General features: G+C 34.8%; 31 protein-coding genes. 28 read left to right on the top strand and 3 right to left on the bottom strand.

What is annotated here, in order from left to right; translation table 11 throughout:
- The 21 genes from NSQ95_RS10215 to NSQ95_RS10115 all read left to right on the top strand — a co-directional run bounded on the left by NSQ95_RS10215 (position 1) and on the right by NSQ95_RS10115 (position 15,179).
- On the top strand, positions 1-483 hold the full coding sequence (locus tag NSQ95_RS10215; RefSeq protein WP_340885957.1) for a DsrE/DsrF/DrsH-like family protein: 483 nt from the start codon (positions 1-3) through the stop codon (positions 481-483).
- 10 nt (positions 484-493) lie between these two features.
- Positions 494-835: a rhodanese-like domain-containing protein gene (locus NSQ95_RS10210; RefSeq protein ID WP_340883350.1), complete on the top strand. Its 342-nt coding sequence runs from the start codon at positions 494-496 to the stop codon at positions 833-835.
- 12 nt (positions 836-847) lie between these two features.
- A complete protein-coding gene (locus tag NSQ95_RS10205) occupies positions 848-1,144 on the top strand; it encodes a rhodanese-like domain-containing protein (RefSeq protein ID WP_340883351.1) in 297 nt (98 codons plus the stop codon).
- Between the two features lie 54 nt (positions 1,145-1,198).
- The gene (locus tag NSQ95_RS10200; RefSeq protein ID WP_340883352.1) at positions 1,199-1,759 is read left to right on the top strand and encodes a sulfurtransferase TusA family protein; all 561 of its coding nucleotides are present in this window, start codon (positions 1,199-1,201) and stop codon (positions 1,757-1,759) included.
- Position 1,760: 1 nt separating this feature from the next.
- Positions 1,761-2,156, top strand: coding sequence for a DsrE/DsrF/DrsH-like family protein (locus tag NSQ95_RS10195; protein WP_340883353.1), 396 nt, complete (start codon positions 1,761-1,763; stop codon positions 2,154-2,156).
- Between the two features lie 73 nt (positions 2,157-2,229).
- Complete coding sequence (locus NSQ95_RS10190; RefSeq protein WP_340883354.1) at positions 2,230-3,357, top strand: MBL fold metallo-hydrolase; 1,128 nt, start codon at positions 2,230-2,232, stop codon at positions 3,355-3,357.
- A gap of 90 nt (positions 3,358-3,447) precedes the next feature.
- On the top strand, positions 3,448-3,675 hold the full coding sequence (locus tag NSQ95_RS10185) for a sulfurtransferase TusA family protein (protein ID WP_169358216.1): 228 nt from the start codon (positions 3,448-3,450) through the stop codon (positions 3,673-3,675).
- Between the two features lie 65 nt (positions 3,676-3,740).
- Complete coding sequence (locus NSQ95_RS10180; RefSeq protein ID WP_340883355.1) at positions 3,741-4,520, top strand: sulfite exporter TauE/SafE family protein; 780 nt, start codon at positions 3,741-3,743, stop codon at positions 4,518-4,520.
- Between the two features lie 291 nt (positions 4,521-4,811).
- Positions 4,812-5,621, top strand: a complete 810-nt coding sequence (locus NSQ95_RS10175; RefSeq protein ID WP_340883357.1) for a YitT family protein — start codon at positions 4,812-4,814, stop codon at positions 5,619-5,621.
- A gap of 172 nt (positions 5,622-5,793) precedes the next feature.
- Entirely contained in the window at positions 5,794-6,258 is a 465-nt protein-coding gene (locus tag NSQ95_RS10170; RefSeq protein WP_342559635.1) for a hypothetical protein, read from the top strand.
- Positions 6,259-6,430: 172 nt separating this feature from the next.
- Positions 6,431-7,654, top strand: coding sequence for a glycosyltransferase (locus NSQ95_RS10165; RefSeq protein ID WP_340883359.1), 1,224 nt, complete (start codon positions 6,431-6,433; stop codon positions 7,652-7,654).
- Entirely contained in the window at positions 7,617-8,339 is a 723-nt protein-coding gene (locus NSQ95_RS10160) for an HAD-IIB family hydrolase (protein ID WP_340883360.1), read from the top strand. Before NSQ95_RS10165 ends, NSQ95_RS10160 begins: the two co-directional genes overlap by 38 nt.
- 298 nt (positions 8,340-8,637) lie before the next feature.
- Positions 8,638-9,102, top strand: coding sequence for a hypothetical protein (locus tag NSQ95_RS10155; RefSeq protein ID WP_340883361.1), 465 nt, complete (start codon positions 8,638-8,640; stop codon positions 9,100-9,102).
- A gap of 338 nt (positions 9,103-9,440) precedes the next feature.
- A complete protein-coding gene (locus NSQ95_RS10150) occupies positions 9,441-9,800 on the top strand; it encodes a hypothetical protein (protein ID WP_340883362.1) in 360 nt (119 codons plus the stop codon).
- A gap of 214 nt (positions 9,801-10,014) precedes the next feature.
- On the top strand, positions 10,015-10,353 hold the full coding sequence (locus NSQ95_RS10145) for a hypothetical protein (RefSeq protein WP_340883363.1): 339 nt from the start codon (positions 10,015-10,017) through the stop codon (positions 10,351-10,353).
- A gap of 319 nt (positions 10,354-10,672) precedes the next feature.
- Positions 10,673-10,894, top strand: a complete 222-nt coding sequence (locus NSQ95_RS10140; RefSeq protein ID WP_340883364.1) for a hypothetical protein — start codon at positions 10,673-10,675, stop codon at positions 10,892-10,894.
- A gap of 325 nt (positions 10,895-11,219) precedes the next feature.
- Positions 11,220-11,501, top strand: a complete 282-nt coding sequence (locus NSQ95_RS10135; protein WP_340883366.1) for a hypothetical protein — start codon at positions 11,220-11,222, stop codon at positions 11,499-11,501.
- A 539-nt stretch (positions 11,502-12,040) separates the two neighbouring features.
- Positions 12,041-12,787, top strand: coding sequence for a GTP cyclohydrolase II (locus NSQ95_RS10130; RefSeq protein WP_340883368.1), 747 nt, complete (start codon positions 12,041-12,043; stop codon positions 12,785-12,787).
- A 10-nt stretch (positions 12,788-12,797) separates the two neighbouring features.
- Entirely contained in the window at positions 12,798-13,895 is a 1,098-nt protein-coding gene (gene ribD, locus NSQ95_RS10125) for a bifunctional diaminohydroxyphosphoribosylaminopyrimidine deaminase/5-amino-6-(5-phosphoribosylamino)uracil reductase RibD (protein ID WP_340883370.1), read from the top strand.
- Positions 13,896-13,990: 95 nt separating this feature from the next.
- Positions 13,991-14,560, top strand: a complete 570-nt coding sequence (locus tag NSQ95_RS10120; RefSeq protein ID WP_340883372.1) for an HAD family acid phosphatase — start codon at positions 13,991-13,993, stop codon at positions 14,558-14,560.
- 166 nt (positions 14,561-14,726) lie between these two features.
- Positions 14,727-15,179: a hypothetical protein gene (locus tag NSQ95_RS10115; RefSeq protein WP_340883373.1), complete on the top strand. Its 453-nt coding sequence runs from the start codon at positions 14,727-14,729 to the stop codon at positions 15,177-15,179.
- 105 nt (positions 15,180-15,284) lie between these two features.
- Here the strand turns inward: NSQ95_RS10115 and NSQ95_RS10110 are convergent, their stop codons facing one another.
- Positions 15,285-16,076: a M15 family metallopeptidase gene (locus tag NSQ95_RS10110; protein WP_342559634.1), complete on the bottom strand. Its 792-nt coding sequence runs from the start codon at positions 16,074-16,076 to the stop codon at positions 15,285-15,287.
- 223 nt (positions 16,077-16,299) lie between these two features.
- Positions 16,300-17,082: a hypothetical protein gene (locus NSQ95_RS10105; RefSeq protein ID WP_342559633.1), complete on the bottom strand. Its 783-nt coding sequence runs from the start codon at positions 17,080-17,082 to the stop codon at positions 16,300-16,302.
- Between the two features lie 182 nt (positions 17,083-17,264).
- Here NSQ95_RS10105 and NSQ95_RS10100 point away from each other — a divergent pair, with 182 nt between their 5' ends.
- The 6 genes from NSQ95_RS10100 to NSQ95_RS10075 are packed head-to-tail and all read left to right on the top strand — an operon-like array spanning position 17,265 to position 21,079.
- Positions 17,265-18,038: a phosphotransferase gene (locus tag NSQ95_RS10100; protein WP_340883377.1), complete on the top strand. Its 774-nt coding sequence runs from the start codon at positions 17,265-17,267 to the stop codon at positions 18,036-18,038.
- A gap of 18 nt (positions 18,039-18,056) precedes the next feature.
- Positions 18,057-18,398: a zinc ribbon domain-containing protein gene (locus NSQ95_RS10095; RefSeq protein WP_340883378.1), complete on the top strand. Its 342-nt coding sequence runs from the start codon at positions 18,057-18,059 to the stop codon at positions 18,396-18,398.
- 56 nt (positions 18,399-18,454) lie between these two features.
- Complete coding sequence (locus NSQ95_RS10090; protein ID WP_340883379.1) at positions 18,455-18,724, top strand: hypothetical protein; 270 nt, start codon at positions 18,455-18,457, stop codon at positions 18,722-18,724.
- Entirely contained in the window at positions 18,657-19,010 is a 354-nt protein-coding gene (locus tag NSQ95_RS10085) for an NUDIX hydrolase (RefSeq protein WP_342560809.1), read from the top strand. Before NSQ95_RS10090 ends, NSQ95_RS10085 begins: the two co-directional genes overlap by 68 nt.
- Positions 19,007-20,032, top strand: coding sequence for an aldo/keto reductase (locus NSQ95_RS10080; protein WP_340883380.1), 1,026 nt, complete (start codon positions 19,007-19,009; stop codon positions 20,030-20,032). Before NSQ95_RS10085 ends, NSQ95_RS10080 begins: the two co-directional genes overlap by 4 nt.
- 9 nt (positions 20,033-20,041) lie before the next feature.
- Positions 20,042-21,079: a collagenase gene (locus tag NSQ95_RS10075; RefSeq protein ID WP_340883381.1), complete on the top strand. Its 1,038-nt coding sequence runs from the start codon at positions 20,042-20,044 to the stop codon at positions 21,077-21,079.
- A gap of 100 nt (positions 21,080-21,179) precedes the next feature.
- Here NSQ95_RS10075 and NSQ95_RS10070 read toward each other — a convergent pair whose 3' ends face one another.
- A complete protein-coding gene (locus NSQ95_RS10070) occupies positions 21,180-21,539 on the bottom strand; it encodes a VOC family protein (protein WP_340883383.1) in 360 nt (119 codons plus the stop codon).
- Between the two features lie 247 nt (positions 21,540-21,786).
- Between NSQ95_RS10070 and NSQ95_RS10065 the strand changes: the two genes are divergently transcribed.
- On the top strand, positions 21,787-22,194 hold the full coding sequence (locus NSQ95_RS10065) for a DUF4830 domain-containing protein (RefSeq protein ID WP_340883386.1): 408 nt from the start codon (positions 21,787-21,789) through the stop codon (positions 22,192-22,194).
- Positions 22,195-22,207: the final 13 nt, after the last annotated feature.

Below are 22,207 nucleotides of genomic sequence, written 5' to 3'. Positions count from 1 at the left end.
ATATTTATGGAAAAGAAAAGAACAACAATCGTTTTATTTAGTGGAGATTATGATAAGGCAATGGCTGCCTATATTATTGCGAATGGTGCAGCAGCTTATGACCACGAAGTAACTATTTTTCACACGTTCTGGGGAATTAATGCGTTACGCAAGCAAGAATCAGTTGCTGTGAAAAAAGGATTTCTAGAAAAAATGTTTGCAAAGATGATGCCTCGAGGTGCAGAAAAGCTCGGTTTATCTAAAATGCAAATGCTAGGAATGGGACCAAAAATGATTAAGCATGTGATGAATAAGCACAATGCATTAACGCTAACACAGCTTGTGGAGATGGCTCAAGAGCAAGATATTAAAATAGTAACTTGTACGATGACAATGGATTTACTTGGCCTTCAAAAAGAAGAGCTTTTAGATGGTATTCAGTATGCAGGTGTTGCAGCTTATTTAGCAGATGCAGAAAATGGCAATGTAAACTTATTCATATAAGAGGTGACATATGGAAACAATACTTATCATAGCAGTCGTAGCAGTGTTTATAATATGGCGCTTTAAACCGACAAAAGGTATTCAAAATATATCTACGGGACAGTTAAAACAAATTATTAACGATAAGGATAAAGTATTTGTCGATGTAAGAACAAAAGGTGAATTCAAATCACGAAATATACCCCAATTTAAAAATATACCACTTGGTTCTGATTTTTCGAAGTTACCAAAAGACAAGGAAATCATTGTAATCTGTCAAAGTGGTATGCGATCAAGTCAAGCGTGTAAGCAATTAAAGAAATTGGGATTTACTAAAGTAACGAATGTCCGTGGTGGCATGAGTGCATATTAGGAGGATATTAAAATGAAAACAATTTTACCAGAGCAAGTACAACAAAAGCTACAAGCAGGGGAAGACTTAAATTTAATTGACGTGCGTGAAGTTGCAGAAGTTGAGTCAGGTCATATCCCTGGCATTATCCATATTCCACTGAACTTGTTAGAATTTCGTTTACACGAGTTAGATAAAACTAAACCGTATATTATGGTTTGCCGATCAGGTGGGCGCAGTGGCCAAGCAACAACGTTTTTAGAATCGCAAGGTTTTGATGTGACAAATATGTCTGGCGGAATGCTGGAATGGAATGGCGAAGTTAAATAAATATATATTTTTAAAAATAATTTATACCCTAACTGGTATAGGTGGAGGTAACAAATGTTTAAATCAGATGTGCAATTAGATGCAAAGGGCTTGGCTTGTCCAATGCCAATAGTAAAAACTAAAAAAGCAATGAATGAAGTAGAAGAAGGTCAAGTTTTAGAAATCCAAGCAACAGATAAAGGCTCTGTCGCGGATTTAGCAGCTTGGTCAAAAACAGTAGGGCACCAATACATCGGTTCTCATGAAGAAAATGGTGTGTTTTATCATTATATTCGAAAATGCAATCCAGAAATTAGCGATCAACAAGAAAAGTCATTTGAACAAACGGTTTCAAATGAAGAAGCAATCGCTGGTGATGGCTTAATCTTAGATGTGCGCGAAGCAGCAGAGTATGGATTCGGCCATATCCCCGGTGCGAAATCGATCCCAATGGGTGAGTTAGAAAATCGTTTAACTGAATTAGATCAAGAGCAAACTATTTATGTCATTTGCCGTACTGGTACTCGCTCGGATATGGCAGCACAGCAATTGTCAAAAGCAGGATTTAAAAATATATATAATGTCTTACCTGGTATGTCAGGGTATGAAGGCGAATTACAGAAAGAGGTTGAATAATATGTCAAACAAAGTAGCAATAATTGCATCTAACGGCGGTTTATTTGATGCATATAAAGTATTTAATATCGCAACAGCAGCGGCAGCTTCTGATAAGGAAGTAGCAATTTTCTTTACTTTTGAAGGCTTGAACCTTATCCATAAGCAAGGTATGCACGCACTTGAAATGCCAGCAGGCAAAGAGCATTTTGCGGAAGGCTTCACTAAGGCACAAGTACCAGCAATTCCACAATTGGTGGAGATGGCTCAAGAGCTAGGTGTGAAATTTATTGCTTGCCAAATGACAATGGATGTTATGGGCTTAACAAAAAATGATTTTGTAGATGATATTGAAGTCGGTGGAGCAGTTACGTTCTTAGAATTCGCAAAAGACGCAGCACCAACATTAACATTTTAATTAGGTAATGGGAGGGAATTCCCTTCCGACCTAAAAAATTTAAATAAAATTATACCTATGGGGGTACTTGTTTATGACAGTAAATATATGGACAGCTGCTGATGTAGCTCGCAAAGTAATTGATAACAAAGAATTATTTATATTAGACGTCCGAAATGCAGATGCATTTGAGGATTGGAAGATCGAAGGTCATAAATTTGAGTATTTAAATATTCCGTATTTTGATCTATTAGATGGCGTGGAAGAGTTATTACCACAAATTCCGAAAGACAAAGACATCTTAGTAGTTTGTGCGAAGGAAGGCTCATCCATAATGATAGCAGAAATGTTATCAGATGCAGGCCTAGAAGTTGGATATTTGAGTGGTGGAATGAAATCCTGGTCTATGTATTTAGAGCCAATTAAAGTAGGAGACCTTGCAAATGGTGGCGAGTTATATCAATTCGTACGTTTAGGAAAAGGCTGCTTATCCTACATGGCAATTTCTGAAGGTGAGGCAGCACTTATAGATGCAGTCCGTTTCACAGAAATATTTACAAAGTTTGCACAGGAAAAAGGTGTAGAAATCAAGCATGTATTTGATACTCACTTACACGCCGACCATATTTCAGGTGGACGTCATATCGCTGCTGAAACAGGAGCAACCTATTATTTACCACCGAAGGATGCAGAAGAAGTTGTATTTGACTATACACCTTTGACAGACGGGTTAGCAGTCCAGCTCGGTTCATCAAAAATTGAAGTAGGTGCACTTTACTCACCAGGTCATACAATTGGTTCTACTTCATTTGTGATTGATGATAAGTACTTATTAACAGGAGATATTTTATTCATCGATTCGATTGGGCGTCCTGATTTAGCCGGCCTGGCAGAGGATTGGGTAGCAGATTTACGCGAAACATTATACTCTCGCTATCGTTCACTAGCTGAAGATCTAATCGTATTACCAGCACACTTTATGATTATTGAAGAGCTAAACGAAAATGGTACTGTAGCAAAACGTTTAGGAGATCTGTTTGCAGAAAATCATGGCTTAAATGTAGAAGACGAGGAAGTATTCCGTTCAATGGTAACAGACAACTTGCCTCCTCAACCAAATGCCTATCAGGAAATTCGCCATGTGAACATGGGCAAAATTACACCAAGTAATGAAGAGCAAACGGAAATGGAAATCGGACCAAACCGTTGTGCAGTACGTTAATTTTCATAACAAAGGAAATATGATTCATAAGCTTGTCTCTTGGAGATAAGTTTATACTGACAAAAAATAATTCGAGAAGAGGAATATAACATGAACATTACAAAAACATTAGATGCAAAAGGATTAGCATGTCCAATGCCAATCGTTCGTACGAAAAAAACAATTGATACGATTAATTCGGGAGAAATACTAGAAGTACTTGTTACGGATAAAGGTGCGTTAAATGACTTTACAGCGTGGGCAGCAGCTGGCGGGCATACAATTGTTGAACAAAAAGAGGAAGACGGCGTGCTATTCTTTTACATTCAAAAAGCTTAACAGTATAAATAGCGAGTAGAATATGCTTCTACTCGCTTTTTTTACAGAAAGAAGGGACAGACATTATGGATCTTTCCATTACATTTATAGTTGTTATTTTTGCCCTTGGCTTTATAGGGTCATTTGTTTCGGGCATGTTAGGAGTTGGGGGCTCCATCATTAAATACCCCTTGCTATTATACGTTCCACCACTATTTGGACTGGTAGCATTTTCTGCGCATGAAGTATCAGGAATTAGTGCTATTCAAGTATTCTTCGCTTCTATTGCAGGTGTTTGGGCATATCGAAAAAGTGGGCTGCTCCATAAGGAACTGATCATTTACATGGGTGGAGCAATTTTACTCGGAAGCTTTATTGGTAGTTACGGTTCAGGATTTTTATCTGAAGACGCTGTTAATATTGTGTACGGAACACTCGCTATAATTGCAGCAGTTATGATGTTTATTCCACGTAAGACTATAGAGGAAAACGCTAAAATTTCGTTCAATAAAGTTCTTGCAAGTAGCCTAGCGCTCATTGTTGGAGTTGGATCTGGGATCGTCGGAGCAGCGGGTGGATTTTTACTAGTACCAATAATGCTTACCGTTTTAAAAATACCAACACGTGTTACAATTGCGACCAGTTTAGCAATCACCTTTATTTCTTCTATTGGTGGTAGTGTAGGTAAAATCATGACTGGTCAAATTGAGTACTGGCCTGCGTTCATAATGATTATCGCAAGTATCATCGCAGCCCCTCTAGGAGCAAAAATTGGTCAAAAAATGAACGTGAAAATTTTACAATGGCTGCTAGCTATTATGATTGGGGCAACAGCAATTAAAATTTGGATTGATATTTTGCAGTAACACACGAAGAAAAGAATTAAAGATGTATCTCGTGAATCAAGGTTTTTGTTTTCGACTGATGTTACACTTTGGCTAAGATTTCTATGAATCTTTATTATAAATCTATATCATAATTACTTCCTAGATAATCCAGACTTACATCAAATACAGTAATAATTTTATGAAAAGATGGTTATTAATGAAACAACCCATGAAATTTTAAATTGACTCAATAAACTTTTTTTTATTAAACATACGTTTTTTTAATAAAATGATGTATAGTTAAGTTCGATTAAATTTAAGGAGCAAGACATGAAAAATTTTATTGTTATTACTTTGGGTTCGTTATTAATGGCTGTTGCACTGAACTTATTCTTAGTGCCTCATGAAGTTATTCTTGGTGGGTTTTCTGGTATTGGGATGATAATAGGTATTCTAACCGGATGGAATATTGGTTGGATAATTTTCATCCTAAATATTCCAGTTTTTGTTTTAGGATTCATAAGTATTGGGAAAAAATTTGTAGCATATAGTATGTATTCTGTTTTCCTTACGAGTTTAGCAATGCAATATATTCCGGTTTATCAGATTACAGAAGATATTTTATTGTCCTCAGTTTTTGGAGCAGTAATTGGTGGTGCGGCTACCGGAATGATTATTAAATTCAATGGCTCTACTGGTGGAATAGATATTATTGGGCTTGTTATTACCAAAAAGAAGGATTTCTCCTTAGGTACTTTAATGCTAGTCATGAACAGTGTCATTGTATTAGCTTCTGGTTACTTCATAGGCTGGGAGCAAACGATGTATACATTACTAGTTCTATACGTATTCGGAAAAGTAGTAGATGTCATTCATACCAAACATGTAAAAGTAACTCTTATGATCATCACTGAAAAAGGTGAGGAAGTTCAAGATAAGATGCTTAAAAGCTTAGTCCGAGGGATCACTGTTTTGGACGGAGAGGGAGCATATACTAAACAACCAAGAAAAGTGCTTTTTACCGTCATTACGAGATATGAACTAGGGGAAGTAAAGAAAATGATTAAGGAAGTAGACAGTAATGCGTTTGTAAATATTACTGAAACGATTGAAGTCATGGGAGCATTTAATAAAAATTGATTTTGTAAAGTCCAGAAAACTCTGGGCTTTTTTTATTGGTTATGTGAAAGGCTTGGTTCGATTTATATTAAAGTGGTTTGCTGACACCTGCTTTTCAACCGATTAAATATTATATTATTTAAGGTGATACAAATAGTGAGCCATTTCGTCTTATTGGGTAGGAGGTAATTATATGACAAAAAATATATTATCTTTTTTATTTATCATTTTTGTCCTCGGAGCATGTAGTCCACAAGGTACTGATGAAAAAACATCTTTAGATATAAACAACTCCGATAAAATTTTCGAAACGACAGGAACTGCTTTCAATATTACTTTTGAAAAGATAGAAACAGCTATAAAAGAGCAAGGATTAGAATTAGTAGAAGCAGACTTACCACGTGAAAATGCTTTTATCCAATCATTAAATGGGGTGTCACCAAAAGCATATTTTCTAGATGGTAAGACACTATCTATTTATGTATTTTCAACTGTTGATGCACGGCAAAAGAAGATGGCTGATTTTGAAAAAAAAACTGCCACAATGGAACTGGAAACCCACAAAACATACACAAGCAATAATATTTTAGTGTTTTATACAGATGAAAGTGATGGAAACAATTCAAAATTGAAATTTGCAATAAAAGCATTAGATTAACATAGAGCTGGAGATTTATTTCCAAGCTCTTTTTTTATGTACTTTTTTGTTTCTTATAATAAAAAAGGACTTATCACTTAGTTACTTTATAAATATAATTTAAAGTTTAATTGTCTGAAAATGGGGTATTTACATTATAGGAACTATTAAGAAATAAGGGGAGATGCTAGTTATGTGGAAAAGAATATTATTTATCTCCGAGCATGGGGACCCACTTGAAACTCTAGGTGGTAAACAAGCTGGAGGTCAAAACAACTATGTAAAAGAACTTGCCCTTGCCCTTGGAAGAAGAGGTATAGCTGTAGATGTAATTACTCATTGGAGTAACCCCAATGCCCCACAGGTTGAGAAATTAGGAAATATGTCAAGGGTCATTAGATTTGCTGCAGGGCATAAAGGATATGTGGCAAAAGATAAGATATATGATTTATTACCACAATTTTATGATGAAATTAAAAACAATTTATCTATACCAAAATATAATGTTGTTCACTCTCATTATTGGATGTCCGGTTTACTTGGGCTTGCTTTAAAAGAAGAGTTTGGTATTCCCCTCGTTCACACTTCTCATTCATTAGGTATCGCAAAAAAACAAGCTACTGGAACTGCAAACCCGATACGATTAGACGCAGAAAAGAAAATTTTAACATCTGCGAATAAGGTAATCGCCACTACCGAAGTTGAAAAGCAAATAATTCAAGACTTTGCAGGACCACATACAAATATAGAAGTAGTATCTATTGGAGTTGCAAAAGAATTCCAATCACAGGTCAAGAAAAAATCAGTAACTAAACCGTTGCTAGTATATGCTGGTCGTCTGGAAAAGACAAAAGGAATCGGCACACTATTAGATGCCTTTAAGAAATTAAAAAAGGAAAATCCAGAACTTAATGCTAAATTGGTGCTAGCTGGTGGTGATAAGGAAGAAATAGACATCAACTCAGGATTACCTATCAACCCCCATTTAAGGGAGCAAGTTAAAGGTATAGAGGAATACATTGAATTCATAGGACCTCAATCTCAACAAGGATTAAGTAATCTTTTTTCTAAAGCCACTTCAGTTATCGTACCGTCATACTATGAATCCTTTGGGATGGTGGCAGCTGAAGCCCAAGCATGTGGGACACCTGTTATTGCTTCTGGAGTCGGAGGACTCAAAGATGTAGTGTCTCATGGAAAAACAGGCTTACAGGTAAAGCCCAAAGATCCGTCTCAGCTGGCTTCAGCTATGAAAACTATATTAAAAGACAATCTTTTAGCAAAAAGACTAGGCAGAGAAGCTGGAGAACGTGCAAAACGTATCTTTAATTGGTCTTCCATTGCAAAAGAAATAGATCATACTTATGAGGAATTGTTATATGCAAATGATTACGCAAATGCTAGCAACCGATCTTGATGGAACGCTTGTTGGTGATGAAAAACACTTAAAAGACTTACTTACCTATTTTGAAGGTCTACAAAAGAAAGTTACTTTAGTTTATGTCACAGGAAGGCATCGGGAGTCAGCCTTAGATCTTATTAAAGAGGCTAACATTCCAATGCCGAGTATTTTAATCTCGGATGTGGGAACAGGCATATATATAGGCAATGACCTTAAACCAGATGAAGAATGGGATCTTTTAATGAAGAAAAATTGGAATCCAGAGGCTATTAAGAGAATCGCTTCTAATTACCCAACTATTGTTCCACAAAAGCTTCCAGACGAATCTAGGATTTCTTATACTGTGCAAGAAGATAAAGGCAGTGTTAAAAAGCTCAAGCAAGAATTACTAGAAGCTAATATACCACATAAATTTATCTTCAGCTCAGGAAGGGATATTGATATACTCCCTGAGAACAGTGGAAAAGGATCTGCTTTGACATACGTGATTGAAAAATATGTAGATGAGCAAGCATCGATATTGATTGCAGGCGATTCAGGGAATGACGAAGAAATGATAAGTCTTGGATATCCATCTGTTATAGTAGCAAATGCGCAACCAGAGCTAAGAGCTATTCAAGACCACCCTCAATTATTTAGAGCAACTAAAAATTGTGCAGGCGGAATTCATGAGGCTTGGTTACATTTTTATGATAATTAAATCATTATTTAAAATTTCATACGTAAATCCGTTCAGACTATAGACAAATTTGAAGTTGTCTATAGTCTTTTTTGTTTACGCTAAAGATGAGCATTTCATCTGTTTTGATACGCTTAATACTTCTTATTAATTTTGGCTATGTATATGGCTAGGGTTGATTTTTCGTGCATTGGTTTGTTTGTGAAATGTTGCTCTTAAAATTATGGTGCAGTTTAGGTAAAGAAGATGAAAGTATGTTTAAATTATTATTGGAAAATTTACCAAAAACGCAATATTATTGTTAAAAAGGGAGATGCGTATGAGAATGAATAAAATTGGTATGGTCTTCTTAATGGTAATACTGATACTCACTGCATGTAATGTTGTAGGAAAGGATCGCTCAAAAGAAAATGTAGATAATTCATCCGTTTATTCGGAAAATAGAGATGATAAAGCCAAAATCCAAAAGGTTAATACGGATTTAGAAGTGGAACATGGATGGCATATTGTTCCTGAAGGTATTAAGAAAATCACTATTTCTATGGAAGCAGAAAATGTTGAAACCATATTGTTTTGGATAGCCCCAACAGGTACGGAGACGTGGGGGGAAAGAACTCTTATTGGTTACGACATTGATGGTAATGATGGATGGTCTATTGAATGGGAATTTGGTGATAGAATATTCCACGACCATATTACAATTCAGGCTTTAGGAAGTGATTATACAACACAAGCAAGTGAGACTTTGAATATCCATTCTGTTGATGAAAATCAAAAAGAGTAAATGAAATTTTTTTACGTTATACTCTTCAACTTCCGCTGTGATTTAGTTAGCAAGACTATCTTATAGAGGGGGAAATAATAATTGGTGGTAATAGTAAATAGTTTATGGAAGAACAAAGAGGTGTATTGACACAAGCTATCATGGTTACTTTATAGTTCAACATACCAGGAGCATTTTTACAAAATCTAAATGGTCACATTTTATTTATATTGGAACTTCTAATTACTTCAACCGTATTAAAGTAAAGGAGTAGGTTAGTTTTAAAGGGTATTATTTAACACGTGGTCAACCATCTCACAGTTGTAAAAGGCAATTCGTGGGACAGGAGAGGTGATTGATTGAGTTTAATTCAAGTGATATATATTGTGCTTATATGGACAATACCTAGTATGGGTTGTTGGTATTCCTTCAGAAAAATGGAGAATGAGAAACAGATAAAGGTTATAAAAGAGTTGGGAAATCCTTTATCTATTTTAGGGATTATACCCAGTTTTATTGGTTTCCTCGTATATCTTACAGGCTCTGTTGCAGCATCAGACATAAAAGTCTTACGGGATTTAGGGATTGCTTTAGCGCTATTTGGTTGGTTTGTAATTTGGGGAGTAGGTCTAATAAAAGGTGAGGGCAATACCATTAAGTGTATTGCTATGATATTAATAGGGATTTCCGTACTAATTGCTTATATCTATCTGTTTTAAACTAGTTTAATAAGCGTCTCAATACTTACTAAACGAACGGGTCCTAGCACAATCTGGTCATCGTTTCGATGATCTATTTTTATGTACAAAATAACAAGTTGATCCCAGAGTTCCTTTAGCAAAAGATTATGTATTGCTGAGGGAACCTTATTTTCTTAATGAACTAAAGTAACACAGAATATAAAGCGCGAATTCTGATTTGGAGGTACTCATTTTGAAAACAATACTAAAAAGTTTAGTAGTTATTACAATAATGTTTTTTTTATATTTTTATCAGTCACCTATAATTACAACAGGTGAAGCAATAAATAATGCAGAAAAATATTTGCTAAATCCACCAGAAGAGTGGAAAAACTCAATATCCTTCAATGGTTTAGAGGAAATTCCACCTAAGAATATTAGTGTGTACCTCACTCCAAAGCCTGGGTTTTGGAATGAAATAATGAATAATATGAATTGGGAAGTAACAATTAAATACAATGTTCAAGAATCAACTATTGTGATGGATGCATACACTGGAGAATTTATAAATCTATATGGTCCATTAGGTTAAATCTCTCCCATTTGTACTGCCTGTGGTATTAGTCGAATTCTGATCCGAAAAATATTGAGATACTATCAAGGTTAACAGGCGAAGGGTTCTCTTCAAAAGTATATTTGAAATAACTAAAGCTTCTTCAATGTAATGTAGTGCTTTACTTCAAGTCTATGGGGGCTACTGAGGTTGATAAGACAACTCTTTTTTCATTTTGAACCAAAGACGAATTTGTTGAATAGAGATTAAGAAATTGTGAAATAAAGGAACCTCAATTCGTTTCGAACGTATTAGAGGAAAAGATGGATGAAGAAAGTTATAAAAAAGGGGGGAGTATATGAGTGAACGATTTGAATTAAGTTTTAAAAATAAGGAAGTAAGAATGTGGTTCTATTTGATGGTACCAACATTTATTATAGGAAGCATCTTGATATTTTATGGTGAACAAAAATATCAGTATATTCCTTGGTTAGTATCAGTAATAGCTTGGACTGTCTTTTATTTATGGCGTTTTTTTTACCGTAAGCAACAGAATGATAAAGTAAAAAATTCTTCTTAAGCTAACAGGTGCATTACGACAATAGAGGTAATGCCCTTTTTCTTATTGAACTACAACAAGCAGTTAAGAGAGATTATAAGTGGGCGTTAGTTGGTATGGAAAACGGGCAACAGGATATGATATTAATCAAAAATATGTTTTGAAACATATTCAATATGAACTTGGTTTAATTGAATGATCTTGTTCACCTTATGGGCGCATTACTTTAAGTAGGAGTAATGCCTTTTTTTATTGATCTAAAGCAAAAGGTTAGCTGAACACGAATTGGAACTTTTACGAAATTTTAAAGTCATACTTAGAAGTTAAACTAATAGGGGTGTTATATATGAAACGATTCAGTATATGCTCAATAGTCCTAATGTTTATTGGAATTCTATTCTTTATATTAAACTGGTTAATAGATGGCTACGTGGAACCTATTGTAATTACTGGAGTTGTTTTAATATTAATAGGGATTGTATTTAGTTTTATTGCGATCTCTAAAAGAGAAAAAGGAAGCATGAAATATATATTAATTGCTACTTTTATCATTTTACTATTTTTAGTTACTTGGTTTGAACCTTTTCAAGTTGTTAGAATGATGACTTGGTTTAAAAATATTACGTAACTAACAGGTAATTTAACAAATTATTACAAAAACATAAAAATAATAATAAAGTAAATGAGCAAAGATAAAAATATCCTAGCTCATTTTTTATGTGTTTTTTAAATTAACCTTTACTAATACAATAATAGGACTACAACAGTTGAACTAGCTAGTGCTGCTTTCCCGAGAGTCGCCTGCTCCATAGTCAAGCATAGAGTGAGGTTTTACAGGAAATCAAGTTGCTCATTACACGTTTTTTGATTTAATGACTAATTTGTACGCCTCTAGTTTTTATGAACATTAAAATGGAGTAGAACGGTTATAAAAGCTTACTATTTTTATTTCTTTTTGTCAGATCGAGTCAAGAAAGATTATGTTATCTTAGGTGAAAAGTTATGGTAAGATGTTTATGTTTGTACGCACCATTCCCTAATAGAAAAGGGAAGAAAAGTTGACACGGCGAGGTTGTAATTATATACTAGGTTACGTTATGTAAGTGATTAAAAATAGTTAGAATATAATAGACAAAAATGATGAATATGAATGATAGGTGAATGAAAATGAATATAAATAAAGAAACGCTGACATTGTTACAGGATAAAATAAAAATAATAGAAACGGTTGAGGAACTTGATCTTTGTTTAGTTGGGCCAGTTAACTTGCCTATTAAGCAAGGCGATTTCCAAACAACCTTTCAATGGTATACCTGGGTTAAAATTGATAAAAATTTATCAAAAGAGGATATTTTAACATCATTACCACAATCAAATTTAGCTTTTGGCCAACAATCTTCTGTTCTTGTTTATGGTGACTTCGCAAATGAGGAAGATGCACTTATTCGTATGCATAGTATTTGTCATACAGGAGACATTTTTGGTAGTCAACGCTGTGATTGTGGTTTCCAGCTTCATGAATCGATGAAAATGGTAGTAAATCATGGCTGTGGAGCCATTTTTTATTTAGCTGATCATGAAGGCAGAGGGATTGGTCTATTTTCTAAATCACTGGCTTATCTTTTACAGGAGGAAGGCTATGATACAGTTGAAGCCAATCATGCACTAGGCTTTGAAGACGATAGTCGCTCATATGAAGATGCAATTCGTGTGTTAGAAGTATTGAGAAGCAAGCAGGTCACTTTAATAACTAATAACCCTAGGAAGCTGGCTGCGTTAAAGAACCATGGTCTTCTTGCGAAGGATCACGTTCCTTTATGGGGTGGACTGAACGAAACAAATGAATTTTATTTGAATACGAAAGTGAAAAAATCCGGCCATATTGTAGAAGAGAACCCAAGTCTAAAAGTGTGAGGTGTATACAATGAAAACCGACGAGGAATATATGAAGCTTGCATTAGACTTGGCAGCTAGTGCGAAAGGCAACACGAATCCTAACCCAGTAGTGGGTGCAGTAATTGTGAAAAATGGAGTAATTGTTGGTACGGGACTACATCGGAAGGCAGGCGAGCCTCATGCAGAAGTGCATGCATTTAATATGGCGCAACAGCATGCCGAGGGTTCCACTCTTTATGTAACTTTAGAACCTTGCTCACATTACGGCAAAACACCACCTTGTGCAAATTTAGTGAAGGAATCAAAGGTAAGCAGAGTCGTTGTAGCTACTAGGGACCCTAATCCTGAGGTTGCAGGGAGAGGCATTCAACTTCTTCGTGACGCTGGCATTCAGGTTGATGTCGGGATATTAGAAAAAGAAGCGCAAAAGTTAAACGAGCGTTTTATACACAATATGCTTACCAAACGTCCATTTGTTATTTCAAAGTTTGCCATGACACTAGATGGTAAACTCGCAACCTATAATGGACATTCTAAATGGATTACTGGAGAAGTATCACGTAAAGATGTGCATACGCTAAGAAATGAAATAGACGGTATTTTAGTAGGGGTAGGTACAGTAATAGCAGATAATCCAGCCTTAACTACAAGACTTACTGAGCTTGATGGAAAAAATCCTACAAGAATTATCTTGGATAGCAGCCTACGGACTCCTTTAGAAGCACAGGTCCTTCAAACAGAGGAAGCCAAAACCATTATTGTTACAAGTAAAGAAGTAGATTTAAATCGTGTTAAAGAATATGAATCAAGGGGAGCAAAGGTATTATTTGTTTCCAAGAGAAATAAGGGATTGGATTTAGAAGAGGTACTTAGCGAATTATATCAACAAGGGTTAACCGATATACTAGTTGAAGGTGGAGGGGCGATAAACTCTGCCTTTCTGAATGCTGGTTTAATAGATAAATACTATATTTATATAGCTCCAAAAGTACTGGGGGGTAAAGAATCCATTACGCCTTTTACTGGTGAAAATCCAGAATCAATGGATGCTGCCAAGCAATTGTATTTTGACGAATTCCAAAAGTTTGGAGAGGATCTTCGTATAATTGCCTACCCTAAAAAATAATGAGCTACATAACCATACTACGATTTAGTATAAGAAAATTAAATAAAATGACAGTTATACACCGTGATAAACGGTAGAAGAGTAGGAGAATAAAAATGAAATTCGGTTTTGATATTGACGATACACTAATTAATTTGAGAGAGCATGCTTTTCACTTGTACAATAAAAAACTTAACCAAAATGTGAATCTTGACGTATTTCATGCTTTAAAAACTGTAGAGATTCATGAAGCGTTTGGTTTGGAAAAAGAAGCTGGAAACACCATGTGGAGAGATTGTATGGAGGAAATATATTTTACCGAATGCCCATCCTTTGAGGGAGCTTTGGAAACTTTAAATTCTCTAGAAAATGATGGACATGAGATTTACTATATCACCTCTCGCCCGAAAAAATATTGCTCTCAAACTCGTGAATGGATGAAAGCACAAGGCTTTCCAATAACAGATGAAAACTTTTACTGCGGAATGCAGGATGAGGAAAAAATAGCCACAATCAAGGCATTAGAGTTAGATTATTATTTCGATGATAAGCCAGCTGTTCTAGAAACGCTCCAAAATGTAAAAACAAAAGTATTCATAAAGGATCAATCGTATAATCAGTTAATGGATATGCCAAGACTGAAAGAATGGTTGGACTTGAAAAAAATTCTAGAGGAAACCGTATAACCAGACATAATTTATAATTTATATTACGATTCGAAAACCCTGTGTATATTAGTCGTTAACTAATACGTACGGGGTATTTTTTTATGGAATAATTTTTAAATTTGAAACAAAGCAAGGAAAAGGTCGTCTAACTATAAAATGGTTAAAATCCGAAGGAAGTGACATTTTGAAAAAAATACAATTCATTATCCCGTTAACATGTTTATCTATTTTACTAATAGGATGTCAATCAATTGAAAGCAAAGAAACAAATTACGATAACCCTCAGCAATCGTTAAATGTACAAGTAGAAGGTGAGGGTGAGGGAGAAGTAATAGAAGTTATCCTATCAAGCTCGACTTTGGAAGACACTATTATTTTTAAAGATGAAGCCAGTATAAAAGAGTTTAAAGATATGATTTCAAGTTCTATAAAACAAGATGGAATTGTTAATATGGCTAATCCAGATTATTATATGGATATTATGTTTAAAGACGATAAAAAACAAAGTTATTATTTATGGGTAGGAGAGAACAGGCAAAACAGCTCTTTAATGAAAGCTGATGATACCCATACAATTTATACTTTTGATAAAGAAATGACTAAAAAAATTAGCAATTTGTTGGAAAGGAAACTGTAGTCTTTGGATTCTACCACATGTTTTCCGGTTATGTTAGAGTAAAAGAAGATATAGGTTTAGAATATATTTTTGTCATTCTATGTACTCTAGAGTTGGAGTATAAGTTCAATCAATTACTTTAGTTATAATGATACCGTCCAAATTATCCCCCGATATTTCATAGTTATTTGTTTTAAATGACTTCCTACTTTTAAATTTTTCCGGTTTTACATATCTTATTTGATAGTGCTTACCTTCAATCATTGTTTCATATTCGCCTTTTTCCTTTAAAAATGCGAGGTATTCTTCTAAAACCATATCTTCCTTTGTCATAATAAGACTATGTGGTTTTCCAACGTAGCGGAAATGCCAAGGTTCAAAAGCGATTCCAGTTACGTCAACTTTGTTTTCCGGGTAACGTAAAATAAAGCCAAACTCTGATGCATGTTGTGCTAACCATTCAGCTTCCAGTGTATATTCCATCATTCCTTCGGTAGAACCAATATCAATAGATAGGCCGGACTGATGCTCACTATAGCCATTTGGTAGGGCATACTGTGAACCTAATTCTTCATAAAGTTGTTGTTGGACAAGGCCAGTGCGGAAACCACTATTAAGCTTGAAATGCATAATTTCATCTTTTTCGGCTGTCTCGAACATATCCTGCATAGGGGTCAGTAAATCCTTATGTACAGTAATTTCTGATTGAATTTCTACGTTATTTGCAAAGTTATTAGGTATCGCTTCGATTTCGGTTGGTTCTTGTTGAAGTTTTACCTCGTTATTAATTAATATAAGATTCCCTTCATAAATCTGTTCTTCTTCAATTGTAAAGATTTGTCTGTCTTCATTGGTATAGTTAGTAAAGATAAAATACCCAAATATTGAAAGGCAGCATAATAAGAAGAATTTTTTCAACTGTCTCACTCCCTTACTAGATATTTCTAGCATAGCAAGTAGACTTTAAGATTATGGTAGGATAATTCTTAATATTTTCTTAAGGTAATCGTTTTCATAAACATCACCTCTTCACTTTAGATAAAAACGTAACTAATAATCTATTCAGGCTGCTAGAAAGTAAATTGAAAGTATCCATATTGTACATGAATATCTTTGCAATTTACTCCCAAAGCAATTTAAATTAATTAGACCCTTTTTTTATTTTTTGAAAGCTAGTTATAGAAGCCTGATACAACTTCTCCATTTTTTCCTCTATGAAATTTGTTCTTTCATATAATGAAAATCGAACATGATCGATCTGCCTCATTATTTTCTCCAACAAGCCTTCTTGGAGATCTACTCGACTTGTTAAATCCTTTTGAGCTTCTTCCAAATCGCTAATCTGTTGGGTAATCGTATGATGGAACTGGTGCTGTTCGTCCATTTTGGACATTGCTTCATGTTGAAAAGCTGACACCTGCTCCATACTAGAAAGTACTTCTACATTTTTTAATGAAAGATCGTCTATCTTTTGAACAATCACTTCGGAAGTTTCTTCTGATCTGTCCAATCGAATTTTTATATTGTGTTGTGTTTCATCTAGATGCTCAATATGCTCCATTAAACGTTGTTTTCCAAGCTGTTCTTCTGTTATTAAATGGTTCAGCTTCTCGTTTTGTTGCTCTAATTTTTGTAACCCAGACTGTATCTGTTTTTCAACCAGTTCATGTTGCGTATTTAATTCCTTTAAGTACTCTAGTCTTTTATTAACTTCATTCCAATGGGTTATTTGTTGTTCTCCATATTGTTGTTGCGAATTATTTAATCGAATAATATTATCTAAAAAAGACTGGTTAGTTGTTTCTTGGTTAAGCATGAAATCGGATAGGTAGTTACTACGAAAATCGACTTGGTTGCTAGCTTTTAATTCGCCCTTGTTTTTAAAAACCCCCGGATGCTGACTATCGTTGATGAATAATCCCATTTATATTCCTCCTTGGTGAGCTAACCATATTATTAGAATATGCAAGTAGTTAACATATAGGGATTGCTGGGATATACGTCAATTGAAATAACGAAAATAGTTTTAATTTTTACAAAATAATGAAAAAGACATAGTTATTTATTATTAAGCTATTGTATAATATGACCTAGAGGTGTTTTATTTTGAATAAACAAATAATTGATAGTTTGGATATTAAAATAACTGGAGAGATACTTTCACAGTCTTTCCCAAAGCGTCAAGGTGGAACATCATTTACCACCTTTCTACAAACTAAAAAAGGAAATTTTGTATGGAAAGTAGCAACTGAGCTACCTTATCGAGAATGGCTAAAAAAAGAAGCAGAGGTAATGGAACTTCTAAATAAAGAGACAGAACTTCCGATTCCATTATTCATGCATTACAAAGAGCAACCAGAAGAGAATTCACTTCTAATGAGTAAGTTAGAAGGAGTACCTTTAAGAGAAGCCTTACACGAAGCAAATTCAATCGAGGAAAAGAGATCCCTTTTTCTCAGCTTTGGAACTCTCCTAAAATTATTACACACTACTAGATCACCAGGTGCATTGCTAACTAAAAATAATTGGCTTGAAAAACAATTACATACAGCCGCTTATAACGTCATGCATTACAAAGTGGATGGCAATGAAGAGCTACTTACTTATTTAAAATTCAACCAGCCTAAGCCAATACCTCAAACACTTATACATGGGGATTGTACGATTGATAATGTACTTGTGAAGGATGGTATGGTATATGCTTTTATTGATCTTGCTGGAGTAGCACATGGAGACCCTAGGTATGACCTAGCTCTTGCAACTAGATCCATACAATCAAATCCATTATTAGTGGAAGCTTTCTATGAGGGTTATGATTCTACACCTATTTCAATAGAAGAATTTAAATATTTTGATGGAGGTCTTTATGAATTTTTTTGAAAATGAGGTGACCTTGAAGTGAAGCTAATAGGTCCATTTTTGATGATAGTTGGCGTGTGTTGCATAGGGTTTGCTTTTTTTGAATTTTTTACGCTGGATTTTTTTGAGGAACCACAGTATTTTTGGTTATTCTTTGTGGGTGCTCCCCTTATCTTTTTCGGATTTGTTTTAACTGGAGTAGGTAATTATAAAAAAATAAAAGAACTAAATAACGAGGTAATACGTGAACAAATGGCTGCAGCCAGCCAAGGATGGGAGGAGGGACAGTTAAAAGCGGAAGCCTATTGCTCAAACTGTGGCCATCCAGTTCGTCGATCATCCAATTTTTGCTCCGATTGTGGTACCTCACTACAAATATAAGTTTTAGTCATAATTATGGCTTACCTACTGAACTTCAAGATAAAGGAGTGAAACGATTGATCGCTTGGAAAACGTTAAGTTCCTCGTATATTTTTAAATCCCCATTTGGAAATTTAAGAAAAGACATTTGTGCACTGCCAGATGGACAGGTAATTGATGACTACTATGTAAATGAATATGCGGACTGGGTCAATGCCATTGTGCTTACAAAGGAACAGCAAATTATTTTAGTAAGCCAATACCGCTACGCAGGTCGAAATTTTTTTTTTAGAAATCCCAGCTGGAAAGCCAGAGGGACAAGAAAGCTACCAGGAGGCAATTCTTAGAGAAGTTAAAGAGGAGACCGGATATACAACCGAACGCGAGCCAGTTTTATTGGGTCAATTTTACGTAAACCCAGCTACTCAAACGAATAAGGTATACACCTATTTGATTTTAGATGCATTTCAAATTAGTGATCAACACCTGGATCCTACGGAATTTGTTGATGTGCATATTTTTGATTTTAAGGAAATGCACTCTTTAATAAAGAATGGTGAAATTCAACAGCTTTTCACCGCCAATGCTTATTATATGGCTTTAGATTTTTTAAAGGAGAATGCAATCAAATGATAAAAGGCTTTGCGACTCGAGAGGATACCTTTGGTTACCTGCGTCATCACCAATCCAATAATAGAGAAACACCGTGGTTTTATTGCTCTCCAATTGCAATTGGAACACATTTAGGAGAGATGACGGAGGCACATTCTGCCTTATATCAAGAAACGGTTCGCTTTAGTCTATTGAACGGACTAAACTTTATTGATACCGCCTTAAATTATCGTGGTATGAAATCAGAAAGAGACATCGGCAAGGTTCTTTTAGAGTTAACAGAAAACACAAAATTGAAAAGATCAGAATTTGTCCTTTCCACTAAAGGTGGGCTACTTCCGGGAGATAAAGATGCCGGACTTGTTCCCAAGGATTATTTAGAGTCGGTGCTTTTACAAAATACAATTATTAAAGAGACAGATATACAAACTGTTGAACATCAAAAGCACGTACTCACCCCTAATTACTTCCGGTTTGCTATAGAGCAAAGCAGAAAGCACCTTCATTTGGATACGATTGATATATATTATTTACATGTTCCAGAGCTTTCTATGAAGGTTCTTGGAAAAGATGTATTCTACAAACAGCTAGAGGATTTATTTTACTTTTTTGAGGAACAGGTAGAGAAGCAAAATATCCGCTTTTATGGAATGGCTACATGGCTTGGACTTATCAGTGATCAGGATGAGAAAGGCTATATCTCTTTAGAAATAGCAGAAAGTATAGCCAAAAATGTTGGAGGTAAAGACCATCACTTTAGATTTGTGCAAATACCCGTAAATAGAATTTTTCTTGAAGCAATCAAAAAGAAAAACCAATCAGTTGCTGGAATTGACATGACAGTACTCGAGGCAGCAAGACAGTTAAATATGCACGTAACGACCAGTGCACCCTTTAACCTAGGAAAAGAAATACAAAAAACAGATGATAGCTTGCGATTCCTAATGAATACGAAAGGCATATTATCAACAATGGTTGGCATGAAGCAAATCGACCATGCCAAGCACAACATAGCAACGAGCAAACGTACAAACATTCAATAGGAGGATAAATTGAGAACGATCATCAAGCGAGCTTTGTTTCTGTTGTTTCCTTTCGTCATCGGAGCGTATACCATACAAACAATTATTGTTCATTATAACTGGAGTCATCTAGTGTGGAGCATTTTAATTAGCTGCTTACTATTTATCTTTTTTATGTATTACTTGGAAACGAAGCGAGATTTTTCGATGTCTATTGTTCGTCCTTCAGTGAGCTTTATATTAACAGCCACCTTATTATGCTCCTTCTACATAGGAGGTAGCGCATGGTCTAATTTCAGTGAAGAACCTTATAAAGAGATAGCGCCTCTATCCACTGGAACAAAAGCAGAAGAGACTAAAAGCAGAAAATTATTCTCTTTATTTACAGGAGACTCAATCCAAAAAAATGTAGAGTCCAAGCAGATTGATAGTATATCTTATTTTTTTTCTGAAGATAATTATACTTCAGTGGCAGAGTATTCTTCTATGTTAGCCAAGGAAAAAGCAAACCTAGATCGGATTTTTGGGCCAGAGCTACAGGACCCCTTAACAATCGAAATATATAATGATTCAGCTGCAATTAAGGAAGTGTCCCCTGGAGCAGTAGGTTATTACAAACGTAGAAATCAGTCTATTCATCTGATGAAAATGGATGATGAAAAAAGATGGGAACGTATCTTATTACATGAATATACCCATTATCGTATTCACCAATTTGCCAAGGTCAATGGATTGAGTAGTAAAATGGAGCATCTGCCTTTTTGGTTTATAGAGGGGTTAAGTGAATATGTAGGCTATCAGGATAGAGTGATCAACCCGGACCTTCTAGGGGAAGCGGTGGATTATCGATTACTAGACACAAATAAAACTATACCCGCTACATTAGAGCATTATAAAGTATATCTACAAGGCTACTTTACACTAAGAAAGCTGGATAATTTATATGGTTCAGAAATTATTACGGAATTGTTATTATCTGAGTCATTAAATGATTTTTATAACACCTTAGAGAAAACTACTGGACAAAGCATAGCGGAATTTCAGAAAACGCTTCTAGCAACTTATTAAATAATTTCTCTTTTCTGATCAAATTAAAAAAGAGCTAGATAACTTATTCTAGCTCTTTTTTAATGCACGCCTTAACTCAATTTTTATTTTCATTAGATTATTAATCTTCAAATTGCAGGTATTCTAAAATATTTCCAAAAGGGTCTCGAAAACTAATGAATTTTCCTGGAGGACAATCAGTTGGCTCATCTATTATAAAATGTACTTCTTTTTCTTTTAAGAATTTAACCTTTTCATAAATATCTTCCGTTTGCAATCCCAATGCAACTCCTGAAGCATTTTGGTTATTGATTGCACTATCATTTTCCTCCAAAACAAGTGGTAAGTTTCCGTTAACGAGTGATGCAAGCTTAGGGCCATACTGCTTATGTAATTCAAAACCTAAAGTATTAGTATAAAAATCAATTGCTTTCTTTAAATTTGGCACATAAATGCTTATAACACAAATTTGATTTTTCAAATTAACCCTCTTTCAAATAGTATTTTTATACATATTCTACATTACTTATTGATTGTCCTTTTTAGAGGATATAAAATTTCTTAGTCGAATAATATAAGTTAGAAATAATATTTTAATAGTTCAACATCATTCGGAAAAGGAGTACTTATTAAGTGTATATTCCGGAATATAACGATTCTGATGAGATAGGTTCGGTAAGGTGTAAAACGCTATCATTCATGCATCAATTATAAAATGAGGTGTTGTAATGAAAATCAAAATGCTCTTTATGATGATTGTAGGAATATTATTCGTTCCGGCTTGTGGTCAGGAAAGTCTTAATGAACGTCACGAAATATATTTATCAGAAAAAGCTTGGGAGATAAAAGAGTCAATTGAAGTTGAAACTTATATATTAGATATTCCCGATGAAATGCTTAGTAACTATGAAGCGAGTGGAATTACATTTTTGAGGGAGTATTTAGGAAAAGAAGTTATACGGCATACCTATGAGCTAAATGAAGAAGATGTTGAAGGAAAACATTTAGAAGCTGTAGTATTCGAAGCAGATGGAGAAATTATTGGTGGTCATGGTGTTAATTCGAGCTGGGAGCCAGGTATATTTAATTTGGACGAAAAAGAACGTCTCATTAAGAAGCAAAGGATTAAGCATTAAAAGAAAAGACCAG

The sequence above is a fragment of the Psychrobacillus sp. FSL W7-1457 genome (genome assembly GCF_038593405.1).
Lineage (GTDB): Bacteria > Bacillota > Bacilli > Bacillales_A > Planococcaceae > Psychrobacillus.
This window is presented reverse-complemented; position numbering and strand designations above follow the sequence as displayed.